We start from the raw sequence: 20,132 nt of genomic DNA, 5'->3' as shown, positions 1-20,132 counted from the left end.
GGTCCGAGCATGGGGCAAACGGCCTACGACTTATCGCTGGTGCCATCCAGATACTGCGTCAGCGCATAGACCAGATGGTAGAAGATACTGGCCGGCACGTCGGTCGCCAGTGAGCGGCCGCGTTCGTCGATGCGGTCGATCCACAAGCCCAGCGGCGCCGGGTCGATGTGCCAGCGGAACAGCCGGCCGACGCGCGCCTCGATCTCCGGCTTGAGATCCGGGCCGCCTGACCCGTCGAGCGCTATCGCCGCCTTCACCGCTTCGGCCTGCGGCCAGCTGCGCGAGACCGTGTCGAGCGGCACGCCCTGGCGCGAGACGGCGCCATAGGCAAGGCCGGTGGCGCGGTTGAGGCCGTTGGCGATCGCCGAGGCATAGAGTTTCCTGGCGAAGCCGCCGAGCTCCGTCTGGCCGCTGCGGGCGGCGAAATCGATGAGCAGCGAGGCCCATTCGAAATGGTGGCCGGGCTCGGTCCAGGCGCCCTTGTCGCCGGCGGCGGGCTTCCAGCCGGCGTCGAAATATTCGCCCAACGTCCAGCTTTCCGGGTCGAAGAAATGGCTGCGGAAAAGATCGATGATGCGCGCGGCGCGGCGCAGATAGGCGCGGTCTCCGGTCGCCAGGTGCCAGGCAAGGAAGGCTTCGAGCAGATGCATGTGCGGGTTGGAGCGGCGCTCGCCGTCGCCGTCGGAAGTTTCCAGAAAGCCGGTCATGCGGGCATCTTCCAGATGCGCATCGAGGAAGGCGAACGTCTCCTCGCCGAGCCGCAACGCATCGGGATGGCCTGACATATGGGCGTGGGCCAGCGCCAGAAGCACGCAGGAATGGTCGTAGGCATCCTCGACCGCATCGGCGACCGAGCCGTCGATGTTGAGCGTGCGCACCCAGCCGCCTTTGTCGGTGCGGCCCTGACCCGCCATGAAGTCGATGCCGTGCGCAATCAGCGTGTCCGCCGGGCCGTCCCAGCCGCGCTCCTTGGCGACCGCGAAAGCATAGACCTGACGCGCCTGCGTGCGCATGCGCTTGGGTTTCATCAGCGGCGAGGCGTCGAAGCCCAGCGCCTCGTGGAAGCCGCCATGGCGCTCGTCGACGCCAATGGTAGACCATAGCGGCAGCGTCTCCTCGAACAGCCAGTGGCGCACGCGCCGCCGCCAGGCGCCGCTCTCGATGACGCGGTCATGCGCCGGCGTGAACCTGGTTTCGAGCCGGCCGGATTTCTCCAACTGCTCGACGATCTTCTTGACGTGCTGGCTGTGGCTGACCGGCGCGACGAAAGTGGCGTCGGCGGTGGAGACGATCGCCACGTCCTTCATGCCGATCGCCGACAGCAGGCGCCCCTCGCTGCGGATATAGGAGTTCTCGCAATCGATGGCGACGACGTCTCCGACGATGACGTTGCCCTGCCCATCGGACGGGCCGACATCGAGCAGCGACTGCCATGAACCGAGATCGTTCCAGCGGAAGCCGGCCGGCACCATGGCGATGTCTTTCGCGCGTTCCATGATGGCGTAGTCGATCGAGGTCGACGGGATCGCGGAATAGAGTTCCAGCGGCATGTAGAGGCCGGACAGATCGCTGGTCGCAGCCTTGTAGGCGGCCTCCGTCGCCTGCCAGATTTTCGGTTCATGGGCCGCGAAGGCGTCGCGCATGGCGCCGGCGCGGAACAGGAAGATACCGGTGTTCCAGTAGAAGCTGCCGGCGTCCAGATAGGCCTGCGCGGTGGCGAGATCCGGCTTCTCGACGAAGCGCGAGACGTCGAAGACGCCGTCCTTGCCGGCCCCGACCTCGATATAGCCATAGCCGGTCTCGGGCTGTGTCGGTTTCAGGCCGAACACAACGAGCCGGCCGGCATTTGCCGCGCCAGCGCCCGCCTCGATGCTTTGCCAGAACTGACGAGGCGTCGATATTTCGTGGTCGGACGGCACCACCAGCACCAGCTCGTCGCCATATTCGGAGAGCGTGCGCAAGCTGGCAAGCGCCACCGCGGCTGCGGTGTTGCGACCTGTCGGCTCGAACAGCGGTCCGCCGCCGGCCAGATCGAGACCGGCAAGGTCGGCATGGACGCGGTCGGCGTGACGTTCCGCGGCGATCAGGAAAATCGGTGTCTCGCCTTGCGGGCGCGCCGCCAGCCGGCGCAAGGTCTTGGCCAGCATCGAGCCGTCGCCCGAGAAGTCGTGGAACTGCTTGGGGTTGTCCTCGCGCGACAGCGGCCACAGCCGCGAGCCGACGCCGCCGCTCATGACGAAACTGACGATGCGCTGGCTCATGAACGACCCTGTCAAAAGTCTGGCTCCGATGGGACGGCCTTACGACAAAAGCCTTTAAGCCCCCCTTTAGCTGACGGCCAATCCTATGCCATTCGGGCAAGCTTCGCGAAAGAAAGGAAATGCGACACATGTGCTGCCATTGCCGCTTGCAGGATCGGAAAGCGGCAGCTATAAGCCCGCGGTCTGGTCACGGAGTGTAGCGCAGTCTGGTAGCGCACCTCGTTCGGGACGAGGGGGTCGCAGGTTCAAATCCTGCCACTCCGACCAGAAAAAACAAGCACTTGGCTTTTCCCGAAATTGCTCCCCGCCTGAAATCAGGACTGGCGTCAATCGTCGCCGTAGCTCTCCGGCAGATGACGCTGTAGTTCCATCGCGTCGTGGAGAACGCGGCCAATTCCGATGACCTGGAGCGTCATGCGATAGAGCAGGAAATGGCGCGATCGTAGCACAATGCCATGTTCGGTCCGCGCGCGGTCCCGACTAAGGCGCAGGTGGTAGCTGCGGATCTTGTTGCCCAGCTCCGCGCGGGCGATGCTGCCGGCCCGTTGGGGATCGGCGACAATGTCGCGCAGGGCGACCATCAGCAGCCGTTGGTAGCGAATACGCGCAATCTCGCCGAAATTGACTTCCGTGTAGGCGAGTATTTGAACGATGTCTTCCTTCGCGGCCGCGGAAAGCCGGTATAGGACCATGGCCTTACAAGCCGGTTTTTTTCGCGCGTAAGCTTGCCTGTTGCCCCAGGCCATCCATAAATTTTTCGACGCCGTCTTCAGTAACATCCTCGAAACGGCCTTGTTCGATGTCGTGGAAGCCGATGTTGGCGGCCTCCCTGAGCGCAGCGAGCTTTGCCTTCTCCCTCGCCTCGCGCTGCTCGACCAGCCGCAAGCCGTCACGCAACACCTCGCTCGCGTTCTGATAACGCCCGGTTTTCACCAGTCGGTCGATCACCTCTTCGAGGTGTTCCGTCAGGACAACATTGCGTGTCGGCATCGCGATATCAGCTCCAATTCAACAGGCACGATACAGGGACATGGCATATTATGCCAATCGTTATTGCGGTCGGCGCCGTCGAAGGATGGCCTGACCTTCGAAACAGAATCGCGCGGCAACGCTCGACAACAGTTTCTCAGTTTGGCCTAATGGCAATCCGCTATGCTTTCGAGATGCGCGGGACTGTAAGACGGCGAACCAGGGTTGAGAGTATGAAGTTCACGCCGACGGCCATTGCACCGACACTCGTGTTCCTCCTGTTCGCGGCAGGCTGTTCATCGACCACGGCGTCGATCAGCCCGGCGAAATACGACAAAATGAACTGCCCCGAGCTCAATAATGCGGTCGGCGACACCGCCATCGATATTTCACGGACCGCAATAGCCCGCGGCAAGGTCGCCAACACGAGCGTGCCGACGTGGCTGCTCGGCGGCGAGCGCGTGAAGACAGTGGTGGCCAATCGCGAAACCGCCCGGATCGACAGGCTGCAGCAACAGCAACAGGCGATCGTCGCCACGCGGAGGCAGAGGTGCCCATCCTCGCAGTGAACCTGAAGCGCGTCGCGCCGAACGGATTCAGGCGATGCCGCCACACACTTTTGGGCGACATGCATTAGCCTGGCTGGGCTCGCCCGCCTCAAGCGCTCATGCGGAACTTTGTCGAATCGATCGCCGCGTTCATCAGCGTCTGCGTATAGGCTTCGCGCGGATTGTCGAAGATCTCTTGCGTCGGCCCTTCCTCGACGATCTTTCCCTGCTTCATGACGATGATGTAGTCGGCCATGGCACGCACCACCGCGAGGTCGTGGCTGATGAAGAGATAGGACAGCTCGTGATCGGCCTGCAGCTTGCGCAACAGCTCGACGATCTGCTTCTGCACGGAGCGGTCGAGCGCCGAAGTCGGCTCGTCCAGCACCACCACTTTCGGCTTCAGGATCATGGCGCGGGCAATGGCGATGCGCTGGCGCTGGCCGCCGGAGAATTCGTGCGGGTAGCGGTTGCGCGCGTTGGGATCGAGGCCGACCTCGCGCAGCGCCCCGATGGCGCGCTGGTCGCGCTGCTTGCCCGTGAGCGAGGGCTCGTGCACCAAAAGGCCTTCGGTAACGATCTGACCGACGGTCATGCGCGGCGACAGCGAACCGAACGGATCCTGGAAGACGAGCTGCAATTCGCGCCTGAGCGGCCGCATCGCCTGGCGGTCGGCCTCGGAAATATCGCGGTCGCCGAAGCGGATGACGCCGTCGCTGGGCAAGAGCCTGAGCAGCGCGCGGCCGAGCGTCGACTTGCCCGAGCCGGACTCGCCGACGATGCCGATCGTCTGGTTGCGCTTCAGCCGGACCGAAATCCTGTCCACCGCGCGCAGCATCAGCGGCTCGCCGCCGAAGAAGCCGCCGCCGATCTTGAACACCACCTCGACATTGCGGCCTTCGAGCAGTACCGGCGAACTGGCGGGCGGCGCCGCCTTGGTGCCGGTCGGCTCGGCCGCGAGCAGCATCTTGGTGTAGGCATGCTGCGGGTCGGCGAAGAGCGCTTCCGCCGCGCCCTCCTCCACCACCTCGCCCTGGCGCATGACATAGACGCGATCGGCGAAGCGTCGCACGATGCCCAGATCGTGGGTGATGAAGACGATTGCCATGCCAAGCTTGCGCTGCAGTTCGGCCAGCAGCGTCAGGATCTGCGCCTGGATGGTGACGTCGAGCGCCGTCGTCGGCTCGTCGGCGATCAGGATGTCGGGATCGTTGGCCAGAGCCATGGCGATCATGACGCGCTGACGCTGGCCTCCCGACATCTCGTGCGGATAGGATTTCATCCGCCGTTCGGGATCGGGAATATGCACCAGCCGCAAAAGCTTCAGCGCTTCCTCCCGTGCGGCCGCGGCGGCAAGCCCGCGATGCCGGCGGATCGGCTCGATCAGCTGGTTGCCGATGGTGTAGAGCGGGTCGAGCGAGGTCATCGGCTCCTGGAAGATCATGCTGATCTTACGGCCGCGCACCTGGTTCAGCTCGCTCTTCGACATGGCCAGAAGGTTCCGGCCGCGATAATCGACATGGCCCGTCGCCTCGCCATTGGAGGAAAGCAGGCTCATCGCCGCCATCATCGTCTGGCTCTTGCCGGAGCCGGATTCGCCGACGACGGCGACCGTCTCGCCGGCATTGACCTTGATGTTGATGCCCTTGACCGCCTCGACCGTGCCGTCGAGGGTCTGGAAGCGGACGCGCAAGTCCTTGACGCTGAGGATCGTTTCGGTGGCCATGTCAACGGTCCTTCGGGTCAAGGGCGTCGCGCAGGCCGTCGCCGACGAAATTCAGCGCGAACAGCGTCGAGACGAGGAAGAAGGCCGGGAACAGCAGCAACCAGTTGGCGTAGCCGATGTTCTTGGCGCCGACCGAGATCAGCACGCCCCAGCTGGTCATCGGCTCCTGCACGCCGAGACCGAGGAAGGAGAGGAAGCTCTCCAGGATAATCACCTGCGGCACCAGCAGCGTCATGTAGATGACCACCGGCCCGAGCAGGTTGGGGATGACGTGGCGCAGCAGGATGCCGCGCTGGCCGACACCCATGGCTTCCGCCGCCTGGACATATTCCTGCCTGCGGATCGACAGCGCCTGGCCGCGCACGATGCGCGCCATGTCGAGCCACAGCACAGCACCCACCGCCAGAAACATCAGCACGAAGTTGCGGCCGAAGAACACCACCAGCATGATGACGAAGAAGATGAAGGGCAGCGAATAGAGCACGTCGACGATGCGCATCATCACCTCGTCGACCTTGCCGCCGGCGAAGCCAGCTGTGGCGCCATAGATGACGCCGATGACGCCGGCGACGACGCCGGCGAGCAGGCCGATGGCTAAGGATATACGCCCGGCCATCAGCGTGCGCGAGAGCAGGTCGCGGCCGGTGTTGTCGGTGCCGAAGAAGAAATATTGCTGCTTCACGGCCGAGCTCATCGTCACTTCGAGACCGTCGGGCGACTTGTTCTCGATCCTGGTGTCGTCGAAGGCGTCGGAGCGGTCGAGATAGCGGATGTTGCGGTCGTCGATCGGCTTGGTCGAGGTGACGGTGACGACGATGCGATTGCCGTCCTGGTGCCATTCCTTGATGTCGGCGCGCATGCGCTTGATGGCGTCGCCCAGCGCACCCTGGATCATGTCGGGTTTCGGATAGGCCGAAAGGCTCGGCGGCATGCGCACATAGTCGCCATAGATGGTGGTGTATTCATGCGGCACGACCCACGGACCGCAAATGCTGGTGACGGCGATGAAGGCCAGGTAATAGAGGCTGAGCATCGCGGCGCGGTTGCGCTTGAGCCGAGCCCAGGCATTGCCCCAGAGCGAGCGGCCGACGATCGGCTCGGGCACGGCGACGGCGAGGTCAGTCATAGCGCACCCTCGGGTCGACGACCGCATAGAGCAGGTCGACGATCAGGTTGAAGACGATGGTGAAAAGCGCGATCACCACCACGGTTCCCATGACCAGCGTATAGTCGCGGTTGAGGGCTGCATCGACGAAGTAGCGGCCGACGCCGGGGATGGAGAAGATCGTCTCGACGATGATCGAACCGGTCAACAGCGCGGCGGCCGCCGGGCCGCTGAAGGAGACGATCGGCAGCACGGCGCCGCGCAGCGCGTGCTTGACCACCACCGACCAGTCGGAGAGACCGAGGGCGCGCGCCGTGCGGATATGGTGCGAACGCAGGCTCTCGATCATGGAGCCGCGCATCAGGCGGGCGACGATGGCGATCTGCGGCAAGGCCAGCGTCAGCACCGGGCCGACCTTGTTGATGAAGGCGCCGTCCCCCCAGCCGCCGATCGGCAATAGCTTCCAGGACAGCCCGAAGACGAGCTGGATCACCGGCGCAATGACGAAGGTCGGGATGGTGCTGCCGGCGGTGGCCAAGGCGATCACCGAATAATCGCCTATTTTGTTCTGGTTGAGCGCGGCGATGGTGCCCAGGATGGAGCCCAGCAGCAGCGCCAGCACCAGCGCCGAGGTGCCGATCTGGATCGAGATCGGCAGGCCCTTGGCGAAGAGTTCGGTGACGGTGAAATCCGGCAGGTTGTAGCTCGGGCCGAAACTGCCGCGCAAAAGATTGCCGAGATAGTGAACATATTGCAGCCAGAGCGGATCGTTGAGGCCGAACTGGGCTTCGAGATTGGCCCTGATCTCGGGGCTCAGGCCCCGCTCCTGGTTGAACGGGCCGCCAGGGGCGACGCGGATCAGGAAAAACGCCACCGTCACGATGACGAATAGCGTGGGGATGGCGGTCAACAGCCGCCGGAAGACATAACGCAGCATCGGCGCCCCGCTTCAGCCAGGGCGACAGCTCTCCAGACGAGACCGTGGCGCGCTGGCATCTCTGATCTTCGCACCGGCATGCCCGAAAATCCAATCCGACTTTCGGCCCGGCACGATGACAGACCGAGGCCGCCGCTCCCAAAAAGAGAGCGGCGGCACGGCCAAGGTTTCTTGTCAGTCCTTGGAGATGAAGCGGGACGGATGAATGTCCATCACATTGTCGTCGAAGCCATGCAGCTTCGAGGAAACGATGTCGTGGTAGCTGTAGTAGAGAAGCGGGATCTCGCCGACATCGTCGACGAGGATGCGCTCGGCTGCGGCGAGGTCCTTCATGCGCTCCTCAGGCTTGCCGCCCGCAGCGGCCGCCTTGTCCATGGCGGCTTCATAGGCAGGGCTGTTGTAGTTCGAGTAGTTGTTGCCGCTTGCCTTGCGCGAGATGCCGAGGAAGGTCTCCGGATCCTTGTAGTCGGCGATCCAGGCGGCGCGGGCGACGTCGTAATTGCCCTTCTGCTCGAGGAAGCCGTAGTGGGTCTTGGTGTCGGTGTTGAGCAGAGTCACCTCGACGCCGAGCGGCTTCAACTGTTCCTGGATGGCGACCGCCGTGTTCTTATGGTTCTCCGAGGTGTTGTAGCGGATCTCCATCTTCAACGGATGCTCGGGTGTATAGCCTAGTTTTTCCAGGATCTTCTTGGCCTCGTCCTCGCGGTCGATCTGCGGCATGTCGGCGTATTTGGCCAGTGCCGGCGTGTAGCCCTCGATGCCCGGAGGCACCATCGAATATCCGGGCAGCATCGAGTTCTGCCAGACCTTCTCGGCGAGGAAGTCGCGGTCGATCGCCATCGAGATTGCGTTGCGCAACTCGACATTGTCCCACGGCGCCTTGTCTGTCTTGATCGCGTAATAATAAGTGCCGAGATATGGCCCGACACGGACCTGGTCACCGAATTTGGTCTTGAGATCGGCGAGTTGCTCAGTTGGCAGGTCGCCATAGCTGTCGAGTTCACCGGCCTCGAAACGCTTCATCGCCGACGAGCGATCCTCGGTCGGGATGTAGTTGACCACGTCGAGCTTGACGCTCGCGGCGTCCCAGAACTTCGGGTTCTTGACCAATTTCATATGGTCGTTGGGAACCCACTCCGCCAGCGTATAGGCGCCGTTGGAGACCAGCTTGCCCGGCTTGATCCAGTCGGCGCCGAGCTTGTCGATGGAAGCCTTGTTGACCGGATAGGTCGCCTGGTGGGTCAGCATCTCCAGGAAGTAGGGTGTCGGAGCCTTCAGCGTGACTTCAAGCGTGTTGGCGTCGATCGCCTTCACGCCCATATCCTCGGCCTTGCCTTTTTTGGTGTTGAAGTCCTCCGCGCCCTTCACCGGATAGAGCATCGAGGCGTATTCCGCAGCGGTGGCCGGATCTTCGAGTCGACGGAACGAATAGACAAAGTCGTCCGCTGTCACCGGGGTGCCGTCCGACCAGAGGCCGTCCTTGCGCAGCTTGAAGGTGTATACGGTGCCGTCATCCGATACCGTCCAACTTTCGGCGGCGCCCGGAATGAGGTTCGTCTTCTGGTCATGCATGGCGAGGCCCTGGAACAGGTCGCGTATGATATCGGCTTCATAGACTGTCGATGTCTTGTGCGGATCGACCGTCTCCGCCTCGGCGGCGGCGCCGCGGTTGTAGACGGTCTCGGCGAAGGCCGGCGTGTACAAGGTGCCGGCGGCCAGAGCCATGGTGGTGGCGAACACCGTCGCCTTCAGCATGTTTTTCAGCATGAAGTTTCTCCCTGTCGGCGCGGCCCCTCAGCCGCGCCTTTTTAAGTTTTGACACCCGGAACCGTTGAAACGGCCCCGTTTCAGGCGTGCCGCCGATCCGTTCCGGCGGCTGGTGGCAGGAGACTAGACAGAGCGAAATCTTATTTCAACCATTGCCTGCTTGACGCAGAGTGAGCGTCATCACGCTAAAACAGCGAAACCTAAAGCTTATAGCTTGCCTTCAACTTGGCACACCTGCCGGTTGTTCGATGTGTTTTCTGTTTTTGCAGGCAGGTGTTGGCATTCTCCGCAACATGCTGAAAAACCGAAAATTCCCTGTTTCTTGGTCTCGTTTCCGGGCGGACGCCTCGGGGACGTCGGCAATCGAATTCGCCATGCTTGCGCCGATCTTCATCCTGCTTCTGCTCGGCATGGTTGCATATGGAATCTATTTCGGTGCCAGCCACTCCGTGCAGCAGATCGCCGCCGATGCGGCGCGCACGGCGATTGCCGGCCTCAACCAGACCGAGCGGCAGGCACTGGTCACCGATTTCATCGCCCACGACGTCGCGGGGTACCCCTTCGTCGATCCCAACAAGCTGACCATCAACGCACAGGACAGTGTCGCCGACGGCAGCCAGTTCGTCGTCTCGGTCAGCTACGATGCACGCAACCTGCCGATCTGGAACCTGTTCCGGACACTGCCGCTGCCGGGCACGACGATCCAGAGTCAATCGACGATCCGCGTCGGAGGCATATGATGCCCATCAAGGGGGGATTGATGGCGGCGACGCGGAGACTGCTCGCCGACCGTAATGCGAATTTCGCCGTCATGACGGCGCTATGCACGCCGGTGGCGCTGGCGCTGACCGCCTTCGCGATCGACGAAGGTTCACTTTACAACGAGCGCCGCGCCGCGCAGTCGATCGTCGACCTTGCCGCCATCACCGCGGCCTCGAACATCACCAATGCCGAGCAGGCGGTGCTGACGACGCTCAGCGACAACGGCATCACCTCGGTCGCCGTGCAGCAGCAAGGCACCACCGTGGCGCCAACCGCCAGCAAGGCGGTCGTCCAGATCATGCCGGGGCGCTACACGGGCGTCAGCACCATTGCCGCCGGCAACCGGTTCGAGGCGGGCAAGCTGCCCTACAATGCCGTGCAGGTGTCGCTGAAGAAGCAGGGCACGCTCTATTTCGCCGGCTCGATCATGTCGCCGCCCACTCTTGGCACGACCGCTATCGCCAGCGCGCAGCCGCAAGCGGCTTTTTCGGTCGGCTCGCGGCTTGCCAGCCTCAATGGCGGCATTCTCAACGCGCTTCTCGGCGGCCTTCTCGGCGGCAACATCTCGCTCAGCGTGATGGATTACAATTCACTGGTGTCGGCCGATGTCGATGTTCTCTCGTTCACCGATGCGCTGGCCACGCAATTGCATCTGACTGGCGTCAGCTATTCCGACGTGCTCGCCTCCAAGGCAACGATCGGCCAGATCGCCACCGCCATGGCCAATGTGCCGGGGCTGGACCGCACAGCCAAGATCGCCCTGCAGACCATGGCCTCCAGCGCCACCAATACGGTCAAGATTCCGCTCGGCAGCCTCGTCGACCTGGGCTCGGTGGGCAGCCTCGGCCTCGGGCAGAAACCCGCCGGGCTGTCGGTCGACGCCAGCGCGCTCAGCATGCTGACGGCAGCGGCGGCGCTTGCCAACGGCACGAACCAGGTCCCGGTCAATCTCGGCGCCACGATACCGGGGCTGGCATCGACGACGCTTGCCATCGCCATCGGCGAGCCGATGCAGAACTCGCCCTGGCTCGCGGTCGGAGAGGCAGGCACCGTGGTGCGCACGGCGCAGACTCGCATCAAGCTCAACGCCAGCGTGACACTTGGCAATTCCAATCTCGGCGGCGGCGCCAGTCTTGTCGCCGTCCACCTGCCGCTCAATGTCGAAGTGGCCTATGCCGAAGCGAAGCTGACCGATATCAGTTGCCCGACGGGTCCCTCCAGCATCAAGGTTTCGATCGCCGCGCAGCCGGGCGTGGTCTCAGCCCATCTTGCCAACAGCAGCGCAAGCGGCTTCGCGGATTTCACCAAGCCGCAGTCCTTCTCCGACGCCGATATCGCGGACCTGAAGCCGTTGCTCATCCCGGTGCTGCAGGTGACAGGCTCGTCGGCCTTTTCGGTCACCAACATGGCGCCGACCACCCTGACCTACAACGCCACCGACATCGCCAACAAGGCGATCAAGACGGTGTCGACGAAGAACCTGACGCAGTCGCTGACGACATCGCTGGTCAACAACCTGTCGCTTTCGGTCAATGCGCTGGGGCTAGGCCTCGACGTGACCGCCGTGCTCGGCACAGTGAAGCCGGTGGTGACGACGCTGCTCAACGGCGTGACCGCGCCGGTCGACAGCTTGGTCTACAACGTTCTTGGGGCGCTTGGCGTCCGTGTCGGCGAGGCCGACGTCCGGGTGACCGGCGCGACGTGCGGACGCTCGGTCCTCGTCCAGTAAGCCGCCTTTCAGGCAATTCTCCCGACGAAGCACCCCACGGGCGGCAGTGCCAGGGCAACCTCATCGAGAACACCGCCAAGAACGCCGGCGACCTCAACGGCAAGAGCCGTTATCTCGGTATCCCTGATCTCGGCCGGCAGCGACCAGTTCGCCGGCTCCGCGGCGAAGTTGAAGACGCACAGCAATTTCTCGTCTTCGTGCTGGCGGATGAAAGCCAGCACATCGCCTTCGGCCTCGAGGAAACGGATAGAGCCTTGGATCAGCGCCGGATGGCGCCTGCGCAGGGCAAGGATCGAGCGATAAGTCGCCAGCACGGAACCGCCTTCGCCATGCTGGACATCGACCGCACGCACACGATGTGCTTGCGGCACCGGCAGCCAAGGCTTGCCGGTGGAGAAGCCGGCATTGTCCGCCTCCGCCTGCCACACCATCGGCGTGCGGCAGCCGTCCCTGCCCTTCACGCCCGGCCAGAAGCGGATGCCGACCGGATCGCGCAGATCCTCATAGGCAAGCTCGGCTTCCTCCAGCCCCAGTTCCTCACCCTGATAGAGGCAGATCGATCCGCGCAGGCATGACAATAGCGCGATCGAGAACTTCGCCACCGCGTCCGGGCTCTCGCCGGGCCGTGTCCAGCGGCTGACGTGGCGCACGACGTCATGGTTGGAGAAGGCCCAGCAGACCCAGCCGTCCGGGGCGGTCGTCTCGAACGCCTCCACGCAGCCGCGCACATGGGCGGCGGAAAATTGCGGGCTGAGCAGGTCGAACGTGTAGCACATCTGCAATTTGTCGCCGCCGGATACATAGGCGGCGAGCGTCTGCAAGGAACGCTCCTCGTCACCCACCTCGCCGACCGCGGCGCGGTCGGGATATTCGTCAAGCAGCGCGCGGAAGCGTTTCAGGAAGTCGAGGTTTTCGGGCCGCGTCTTGTCGAAGAGATGCTCCTGGAAGCCATAGGTGCTGGTCGAACCGTTGGTGCCGGCGACGCTTGATGCCAAGGGCGGGTTGTCGCGCAGCCAGCGGTCGTGGACATAGTAGTTGACCGTATCCAGCCGAAAGCCGTCGACGCCGCGCTCCAGCCAGAAGCGCACGGTGTCGAGCAGCGCGTCCTGAACGTCAGGATTGTGGAAGTTCAGATCCGGCTGCGCGGCCAGAAAATTGTGCATGTAATATTGCCGGCGGGTGGCGTCCCATTCCCAGGACGGGCCACCGAAGACGGACAGCCAGTTGTTGGGGGCGTTGCCGTCCGGCCTGGCGTCAGCCCAGACGTACCAGTCCGCCTTGGCATTGTCGCGGCTGGCCCGGCTTTCGGCGAACCATTCGTGCTTGTCCGACGAATGCGAGATCACCTGGTCGATGATGAGCTTCAGGCCGAGCCGATGCGCCTCGGCGACCAGCGCGTCGAAATCCTCCAGCGTGCCGAACATCGGATCGACATCGCGGTAATCGGACACGTCATAGCCCATGTCGGCCATCGGCGACTTGAAGAAGGGCGACAGCCAGACCGCGTCGACACCGAGCGAAGCGATATGGGCGAGCCGCGCGGCGATGCCCTTCAGGTCGCCGCTGCCGTCGCCGCTCGTATCCTGGAAGGAGCGCGGATAGACTTGGTAGATGACGCAGCCGCGCCACCATTCGGCGCCTTGCTCTGGATTGTCGCCAGCCATCACGACCCCTTCCTGCTGCGCGATTTAGCGGCTCGCCGCTCGATCATGAAACCGACGCTGCGACCGGGCAACGGCCGCGCCAGATCGACCGGCTGCGTCTCGATTGCCGGGCGCCATTCAAATCCGTTGCGCGCGGGCAGGCTGAAGACACATTGGCGGCGGTCGCCGTTGATCACCACTGCCAGGCGCCCGCCCTCGGCATCGCCGAGCAGCATGACGAAACGGTGCCGGCCGGGGTCGTTCCAGTCGGCCTCGCCGAGCGGCGCGCCGGTCTCGGTCAGCCAGGCGACGTCGGGGATTTCCGATCCGTCGGCAGGCTCGCCGCTCAGGAAGCGCGTATCCGGCAACGCAGGAAAGGCCCGGCGCAGCGTGGCCAGCGACGATGCATATTGCTCCAGCGCCCGGTCGCGGCCAGCCCAGTCGAGCCAGGTGATGGCATTGTCCTGCGCATAGGCGTTGTTGTTGCCTTTCTGCGTGCGGCCGAACTCGTCGCCGGCGGTCAGCATGATGGTGCCGCGCGAGGCAAACAGCGTGGCCAGCAGCGCGCACTGATCGTTGAAGCGGGCCATGGCGATCGCCGCGTCGTCCGTCTCGCCCTCGGCGCCGTTGTTCCAGGACAAATTGTCGTTATGGCCGTCGCGATTCTGCTCGCCGTTGGCCTCGTTATGCTTGCGCTCATAGGCGACGATGTCGGTCAGCGTCATGCCGTCATGCGCGGCGATGAAATTAACGCTGCGGCTCGCCGGTTGGCCGTCCCTGCCGAAGACATCGGAGGAACCGGCAAGCCGGGTGGCCAGAGCGCCGATCGCGCCGGTATCGCCGCGCCAGAAGCGCCTGACATCGTCGCGGTAGCGGTCGTTCCATTCCAGATATGGCGGACGGAAACTGCCGAGCTGGTAACCGTTCGGACCGATATCCCAGGGCTCGGCGATCAGCACGCGATCGGCGAGCGCAGGATCGCCGGCGATGGCCTGAAGCAGCGGTGCCTCGGGATCGAAGGCGCCGTCGACCCGCCCGAGCACGGGCGCCAGATCGAAACGCAAGCCATCGACCCCGGCGAGGCGAACGAAGTGGCGGAGCGTGTCGAGCACCATCTCGCGCACCACCGGACGGTCGCAGGCGACGGTGTTGCCGGTGCCGGTGTCGTTGACCAGCCTGCCGTCCGGCTGATGCCGGTAGTAGCTTATCGCATCCAGTCCGCGCAGCGACAGCGTCGGACCAAGCCGGTCGCTCTCGCCGGTGTGGTTGAAGACGAGATCGAGGATGGTGCCGATGCCGGCTGTGCGCAGCGCGGCGACGGTATCGCGCAGTTCCTCGAGGCCGCCGGGCGCGAGACGCGGATCGAGCGCCATGAAGGTGACAGGATTGTAGCCCCAGGCGTTGCTCAGCCCCAATGGCGGCAGGTGCCGCTCATCGATCGACGCGGTGACCGGCATCAACTCGACGGCTGACACACCGAGACGCTTCAGGTGCTCGACGACAGCCGGATGGGCGAGCGCCGCGATGGTGCCGCGCTGCGCTTCCGGAACCTCCGGATGCAGCTTGGTGAAGGAGCGGACGTTGAGCTCGTAGATCAGCCCGCCGGCCTGGAACAGCGGCGGCTTGGCCGGCTGCGGCTTGGGCAGCGGGCGCGCAATCGCCTTCGGCATCAGCGAGGCGGTGTCGGCGCTTTCGTTGCGCTTGGCTGCGAGCCGCCAATGGTATTGGTATGGACGGTCCAACTCGACGGCGTAGGGGTCGGTGAGAAGCTTGTTCGGGTCGAACCAAAGGCCGCGCTCCGGCGCATAGTCGCCATCGGCGCGAAAGCCGTAACGCGTGCCCTCGCCAAGGCCGGGGACGAGGAGCGCGTGCACGCCCTCACCTTCCGGATTGAGCTCCAGCCGGTCGAGTTCGCGCGCGCCGGTGTCGTCGAAGATCGAGACCCAGAGACGCCGCGCCGATGAGGACCAGACGGCGAAGCGGATGCCATCGGGGGTGATGGTGACGCCAAGCTGGGTCATGCGAGCGCCTCCCCTTCTGCCCTTGTGGGAGAAGGTGGACCGGCGCGCGGCGCCGAGACGGATGAGGGGTGTTGGAAGAAATGAGGCGCCGGCGGTGCCACCGCCGGTTTGCGCCAAGCTGGAGCACTCCTCATCCGTCGCCTTCGGCGACACCTTCTCCCACAAGGGGAGCCGCGCCGCGCCGCCACGCTCAAGTAACCACGCTCGGCTTGTTGCGGCCGGTGTGGCTCTTGATGCCGGCGATGTCGTCGGCGGCGGCGATGAGATCGGCGAGCGCCTCCTGCGTGTCGAGATCGTGCCTGGCCTTGTCCGGCTCGTAGCGCTCGATATAGACGCGCAGCGTCGCCCCTGACGTGCCGGTGCCGGAGAGGCGCAGGACTACGCGCGAGCCGCCCTCGAACAGGATTCGTATGCCCTGATGCTCGCTCACGGAGCCGTCGACCGGATCGTGATAGGCAAAATCGTCGGCCTTGGCGATCTTGAGGCCGCGCACGCCGGTGCCGGGGAGCGAACCAAGCTTGGCGCGCAGTTCGTCGACCAGCGCGTTGGCGCGGTCGCTTTCGACCTCCTCGTAATCGTGGCGCGAATAGTAATTGCGGCCATACGTCGCCCAATGCTCGGTGACGATCTGCTTGCAGCTCTCGCCGCGCGCGGCGAGGATGTTGAGCCACAAAAGCACGGCCCACAGACCGTCCTTCTCGCGCACATGGTTGGAGCCGGTGCCGGCGCTCTCCTCGCCGCAGATGGTCGCCATGCCGGCGTCGAGCAGATTGCCGAAGAACTTCCAGCCGGTCGGCGTCTCGTAGATGCCGATGCCGAGCTTTTCGGCGACGCGGTCGGCCGCGCCGCTGGTCGGCATCGACCGGGCGATGCCTTTCAGGCCGTCCTTGTAGCCCGGCGCCAGTTTGGCATTGGCGGCAAGCATCGCCACCGAGTCCGACGGCGTGACGAAGATGCCCCTGCCGATGATCAGGTTGCGGTCGCCGTCGCCGTCGGAGGCCGCGCCGAAGTCCGGCGCGTCCGGCCCCATCATCTCATCATAGAGGTGTTTTGCATGCACCAGGTTCGGATCCGGGTGATGACCGCCGAAGTCGGGAAGCGGCTTGAAGTTGCGGCAGGAGCCTTCGGGCGCGCCGAGGCGATGTTCGAGGATCTCCTTGGCATAGGGGCCGGTCACCGCGTGCATGGCGTCGAAACGCATGCGGAAGCCCGACTTGAAGAGCTTCTTCAGCGCATCGAAGTCGAACAGGCTTTCCATCAATTCGGCATAGTCCTTGACCGGATCGAATATCTCGACCGTCATGTCGCCCGCCTTGACGGTGCCGATGGTGTCGATGTCGATAGCGCCTATATCGGCGATCTTGAAGCTCTTGATCTCCTTCGACTTGGCAAAGATCGCGTCGGTGATCTTTTCCGGCGCCGGGCCGCCATTGCCGGCATTGTACTTGATGCCGAAATCCTCGTGCGGACCGCCAGGATTGTGGCTGGCCGACAGGATAATGCCGCCGAAGGTCTTGTATTTGCGGATGATGTTGGAGGCGGCGGGCGTCGACAGAATCCCGCCTTGCCCGACCATCACCTTGCCGAAGCCGTTGCCGGCGGCGATCGCGATCGCCTTCTGGATGACCTCGCGGTTGTAGAAGCGGCCGTCGCCGCCGATCACCAGCGTCTTGCCTTCGAATCCGTCCAGCGCATCGAAGATCGACTGGATGAAGTTCTCGGCATAGTGCTCCTGCTGGAACACCGGCACCTTCTTGCGCAGGCCGGAGGTGCCCGGCTTCTGGTCGGTATAGGGTTTGGTGGGGACGGTTTTGATCATGCCTCAGGCAGCCCTTTTCGAAAGCAGCAAGCGATAGAGTTCGACGTATTTTTCGGCGCTCTTGTCCCAGGAGACATCGGCCTTCATGCCCTGGCGCTGGATCGAGGCCCAGGTCGCCGGCCGGGCATGCTGCTCGACCAGCCGCTGGATGGCATGCAGCATCGCGCCGCCATTGTTGGGCGCGAACTGGAAGCCGGTGGCGACGCCTGCCGACAACGCGGCTTCATTGGCGTCGATGATGGTGTCGGCCAGACCGCCGGTACGGGCGACGACCGGCACGCAGCCATAGCGCAGGCCATAGAGCTGGGTCAGGCCGCAGGGCTCGAAGCGGGACGGAATGATGATGGCATCGCAGCCGCCCTGCATGACGTGCGAAAGGCCTTCATCGTAACCGACGACGACACCGACGCGGCCGCGATGACGGGCGGCGGCGGCAAGCAGCGTGCCTTCGAGACCGGCGTCACCCGAGCCCAGGATGGCGAGGCGCGCGCCCGCGGCGACGATGCCGTCGACGACCGCGGCCAGGATGTCCATGCCCTTCTGCCACGTCAGCCGGCTGACGACGCAGACGATCGGGCTGCCGTCCGCCTCCAGGTTGAAGCGCTCTTCGACCGCCTTGCGGTTCTTGGCCCGCGCCGCAAGCGTCTCGGCCGAATAATTGGCCACCAGATGCTTGTCGGTCTCGGGATTCCAGATGTCGACGTCGATGCCGTTGACGATGCCGTAGAGATCGGTGGCGCGCATGTTGATCAGCCCATCGAGGCCCATGCCGAATTCCGGCGAGCGGATTTCCTGCGCATAGGTCGGGCTCACCGTGGTGATCGCCCAGGCCGCCTGAAGGCCGGCCTTGAGATAGCCGACGCCGCCATAATACTCGACGCCGTCGAGTTGCATAGCCACAGCCGGCAGGCCGAGCTCGCCGAAGATGCCGGCGCCGAACTGGCCCTGGAAAGCAAGATTGTGCACGGTGATCAGCGACGGCACGCCGACCGCCTTGCCGTATCGCATATAGGCAAGCGTCATCGCCGACTGCCAGTCATGGGCATGAACGATGTCCGGCTGGTAGCCGGAGATCGCGCCGCCGGCAATGTCGCCGCCAACCTGGCTCAAGGCCGCGAAGCGGCGCCAGTTGTCCGGCCAGTCGGCGCCGGAGGCCGTGCCGTAAGGGCCGCCCTGGCGATCGAAGAGATGCGGCGCGTCGAGCACGAAGAGATCGAGCTCGCCGATCTTGACGGCATGGACCGAAGCCTTGCCGCCTTGCAGCAGCGGGTACTGGTAAACGGCCTTCTTCTTGGCGAAGGCCGCCATCACGACAGGATAGCCGGGAACCAGCGTGCGCATCGCCACGCCCTTGCCGACCAGCGCGATCGGCAGGGCGCCGGTCACGTCGGCAAGCCCGCCGGTTTTGACCAGCGGAAAGATTTCGGGCGTAACCGACAGAACCTGCATGCGCTCCACATTCCGATCTCAACGTGACAGGTCAAAGTGACAATCTGTTGATCAAGTCATCAGCTTGCTGATCGACCCGACAGCTTGCTGATCGACCCTACGGGGTCGACAACTTGTTGATCATGTCCTGGGTGATCAGGCAGATGCCCTTCTCCGACACGCGAAAACGCTTGGCGTCCAGCGCCGGATCCTCGCCGACCACCAGCCCCTCGGGGATCTGCACGCCATGGTCGATGACGACGCGCTTGAGGCGCGCCTTACGCCCAACAGTAACGTCGGGCAGCATCACCACTTCCTCGAGCTTGGAATAGGAATTGATGCGGGCGCCGGTGAAGATAAGGCTGCGGCGCAGCGATGCGCCGGAGACGATGCAGTCGCCCGACACCAGCGAGGAGATCGCCTCGCCGCGGCGCCCGTCCTCGTCATGCACAAACTTTGCCGGCGGCTTCAATTCGGCATAGGTCCAGATCGGCCAGTCGCGATCGTAGAGGTCGAGCTCGGGCGTGACGTCGGTGAGGTCGATATTGGCCTCCCAATAGGCATCCACCGTGCCGACGTCGCGCCAGTAGGGCTCGGACTCGTGCGAGGAACGCACGCAGGATTTAGCGAAACGGTGAGCGATCGCCTTACCATGCTGGACGATGTAAGGGATGATGTCCTTGCCGAAGTCGCGGCTGGAGCCAGGCTCGGCCGCGTCGCGGCGCAGCTGTTCCATCAGGAACTTGGTCTTGAAGACGTAGATGCCCATCGAGGCCAGGGCGAATTCCGGTTTATCCGGAATGCCCGGCGGATCGGCCGGCTTCTCGACGAAGGCGATGATGTTGTCCTTCTTGTCGACATGCATGACGCCGAAGCCGGTCGCCTCCATGCGCGGCACTTCCAGGCAGCCGACGGTGACGTCGGCGCCGGCGTCGACATGCTGGCGCAGCATCAGCTCGTAATCCATCTTGTAGATGTGGTCGCCGGCGAGGATCACCATGTATTCGGGCCCATAGGCCTCGATGATGTCGATGTTCTGGTAGACGGCGTCGGCGGTGCCTTCATACCACTGCGTTTCAGACACGCGCTGCGATGCCGGCAGGATGTCGAAGCTTTCGTTTCGCTCGGGCCGCAGGAAGTTCCAGCCGCGCTGCAGATGGCGGATCAGCGAATGCGCCTTGTACTGGGTGGCGACGCCGAGGCGGCGGATGCCGGAGTTGAGCGCATTGGAGAGGGCGAAATCGATGATGCGCGTCTTGCCGCCGAAATAGACGGCGGGCTTGGCGCGCCGGTCGGTCAGTTCCCTGAGGCGGCTGCCGCGGCCGCCGGCCAGCACATAGGCCATGGCATCGCGCGCCAGCGGCTGGGTTCTTTTGATCTCTGCCATTTTGTTACCCTCCCAAACAAGCTGCCCCGA

Annotated in this window: 15 protein-coding genes and 1 tRNA gene; 4 read left to right on the top strand and 12 right to left on the bottom strand. The window is 64.1% G+C overall.

Features of this window, described 5'->3' with window-relative positions; all coding sequences use genetic code 11:
* Nucleotides 1–23 precede the first annotated feature (23 nt).
* On the bottom strand, nt 24–2,261 hold the full coding sequence (locus FJ414_RS08620) for a mannose-1-phosphate guanylyltransferase/mannose-6-phosphate isomerase (protein WP_140643437.1): 2,238 nt from the start codon (nt 2,259–2,261) through the stop codon (nt 24–26).
* Nucleotides 2,262–2,451: 190 nt separating this feature from the next.
* On the opposite strand from FJ414_RS08620, the gene FJ414_RS08615 reads away from it, so the two are divergent.
* A tRNA-Pro gene (locus FJ414_RS08615) sits at nt 2,452–2,528 on the top strand.
* A 59-nt stretch (nt 2,529–2,587) separates the two neighbouring features.
* On the opposite strand, the gene FJ414_RS08610 is transcribed toward FJ414_RS08615, so the two are convergent.
* Both FJ414_RS08610 and FJ414_RS08605 read right to left on the bottom strand, forming a co-directional pair.
* Nucleotides 2,588–3,007 carry a type II toxin-antitoxin system RelE/ParE family toxin gene (locus FJ414_RS08610; protein WP_348639998.1) on the bottom strand — a complete coding sequence of 140 codons (420 nt, stop codon included), beginning with the start codon at nt 3,005–3,007 and terminating at the stop codon, nt 2,588–2,590.
* Nucleotides 2,958–3,251 carry a type II toxin-antitoxin system ParD family antitoxin gene (locus FJ414_RS08605; protein WP_140643434.1) on the bottom strand — a complete coding sequence of 98 codons (294 nt, stop codon included), beginning with the start codon at nt 3,249–3,251 and terminating at the stop codon, nt 2,958–2,960. The genes FJ414_RS08610 and FJ414_RS08605 overlap by 50 nt, the downstream gene beginning before the upstream one ends.
* A 212-nt stretch (nt 3,252–3,463) precedes the next feature.
* Between FJ414_RS08605 and FJ414_RS08600 the strand changes: the two genes are divergently transcribed.
* Nucleotides 3,464–3,799, top strand: coding sequence for a hypothetical protein (locus tag FJ414_RS08600; protein ID WP_140643431.1), 336 nt, complete (start codon nt 3,464–3,466; stop codon nt 3,797–3,799).
* A gap of 88 nt (nt 3,800–3,887) precedes the next feature.
* Here FJ414_RS08600 and FJ414_RS08595 read toward each other — a convergent pair whose 3' ends face one another.
* From FJ414_RS08595 to FJ414_RS08580, 4 genes are all read right to left on the bottom strand, one after another.
* Nucleotides 3,888–5,504 carry an ABC transporter ATP-binding protein gene (locus tag FJ414_RS08595; protein WP_140643429.1) on the bottom strand — a complete coding sequence of 539 codons (1,617 nt, stop codon included), beginning with the start codon at nt 5,502–5,504 and terminating at the stop codon, nt 3,888–3,890.
* Between the two features lies 1 nt (nt 5,505).
* Nucleotides 5,506–6,630, bottom strand: a complete 1,125-nt coding sequence (locus FJ414_RS08590; protein ID WP_140643427.1) for an ABC transporter permease subunit — start codon at nt 6,628–6,630, stop codon at nt 5,506–5,508.
* Nucleotides 6,623–7,546 carry an ABC transporter permease subunit gene (locus FJ414_RS08585; protein WP_140643425.1) on the bottom strand — a complete coding sequence of 308 codons (924 nt, stop codon included), beginning with the start codon at nt 7,544–7,546 and terminating at the stop codon, nt 6,623–6,625. The genes FJ414_RS08590 and FJ414_RS08585 overlap by 8 nt, the downstream gene beginning before the upstream one ends.
* 174 nt (nt 7,547–7,720) lie before the next feature.
* Complete coding sequence (locus FJ414_RS08580) at nt 7,721–9,313, bottom strand: peptide ABC transporter substrate-binding protein (RefSeq protein ID WP_140643423.1); 1,593 nt, start codon at nt 9,311–9,313, stop codon at nt 7,721–7,723.
* A 170-nt stretch (nt 9,314–9,483) separates the two neighbouring features.
* Between FJ414_RS08580 and FJ414_RS08575 the strand changes: the two genes are divergently transcribed.
* A complete protein-coding gene (locus FJ414_RS08575) occupies nt 9,484–10,053 on the top strand; it encodes a TadE/TadG family type IV pilus assembly protein (RefSeq protein ID WP_226891935.1) in 570 nt (189 codons plus the stop codon).
* The gene (locus FJ414_RS08570; protein ID WP_246672343.1) at nt 10,053–11,804 is read left to right on the top strand and encodes a pilus assembly protein TadG-related protein; all 1,752 of its coding nucleotides are present in this window, start codon (nt 10,053–10,055) and stop codon (nt 11,802–11,804) included. The genes FJ414_RS08575 and FJ414_RS08570 overlap by 1 nt, the downstream gene beginning before the upstream one ends.
* Nucleotides 11,805–11,812: 8 nt before the next feature.
* Here the strand turns inward: FJ414_RS08570 and FJ414_RS08565 are convergent, their stop codons facing one another.
* The 5 genes from FJ414_RS08565 to glgC all read right to left on the bottom strand — a co-directional run bounded on the left by FJ414_RS08565 (nt 11,813) and on the right by glgC (nt 20,102).
* A complete protein-coding gene (locus FJ414_RS08565; protein ID WP_140643419.1) occupies nt 11,813–13,468 on the bottom strand; it encodes an alpha-glucosidase family protein in 1,656 nt (551 codons plus the stop codon).
* Nucleotides 13,468–15,468 (bottom strand): glycogen debranching protein GlgX, encoded by a 2,001-nt coding sequence (glgX, locus tag FJ414_RS08560; RefSeq protein WP_140643417.1) that lies wholly within the window; start codon nt 15,466–15,468, stop codon nt 13,468–13,470. The genes FJ414_RS08565 and glgX overlap by 1 nt, the downstream gene beginning before the upstream one ends.
* Before the next feature lie 190 nt (nt 15,469–15,658).
* A complete protein-coding gene (locus FJ414_RS08555) occupies nt 15,659–17,287 on the bottom strand; it encodes an alpha-D-glucose phosphate-specific phosphoglucomutase (protein ID WP_140643413.1) in 1,629 nt (542 codons plus the stop codon).
* Nucleotides 17,288–17,290: 3 nt separating this feature from the next.
* Nucleotides 17,291–18,736 (bottom strand): glycogen synthase GlgA, encoded by a 1,446-nt coding sequence (glgA, locus tag FJ414_RS08550; protein WP_140643411.1) that lies wholly within the window; start codon nt 18,734–18,736, stop codon nt 17,291–17,293.
* Nucleotides 18,737–18,833: 97 nt separating this feature from the next.
* Entirely contained in the window at nt 18,834–20,102 is a 1,269-nt protein-coding gene (gene glgC, locus FJ414_RS08545; protein ID WP_140643409.1) for a glucose-1-phosphate adenylyltransferase, read from the bottom strand.
* Nucleotides 20,103–20,132: the final 30 nt, after the last annotated feature.

The organism is Mesorhizobium sp. B3-1-6 (assembly GCF_006439555.1).
Lineage (GTDB): Bacteria > Pseudomonadota > Alphaproteobacteria > Rhizobiales > Rhizobiaceae > Mesorhizobium.
This window is presented reverse-complemented; position numbering and strand designations above follow the sequence as displayed.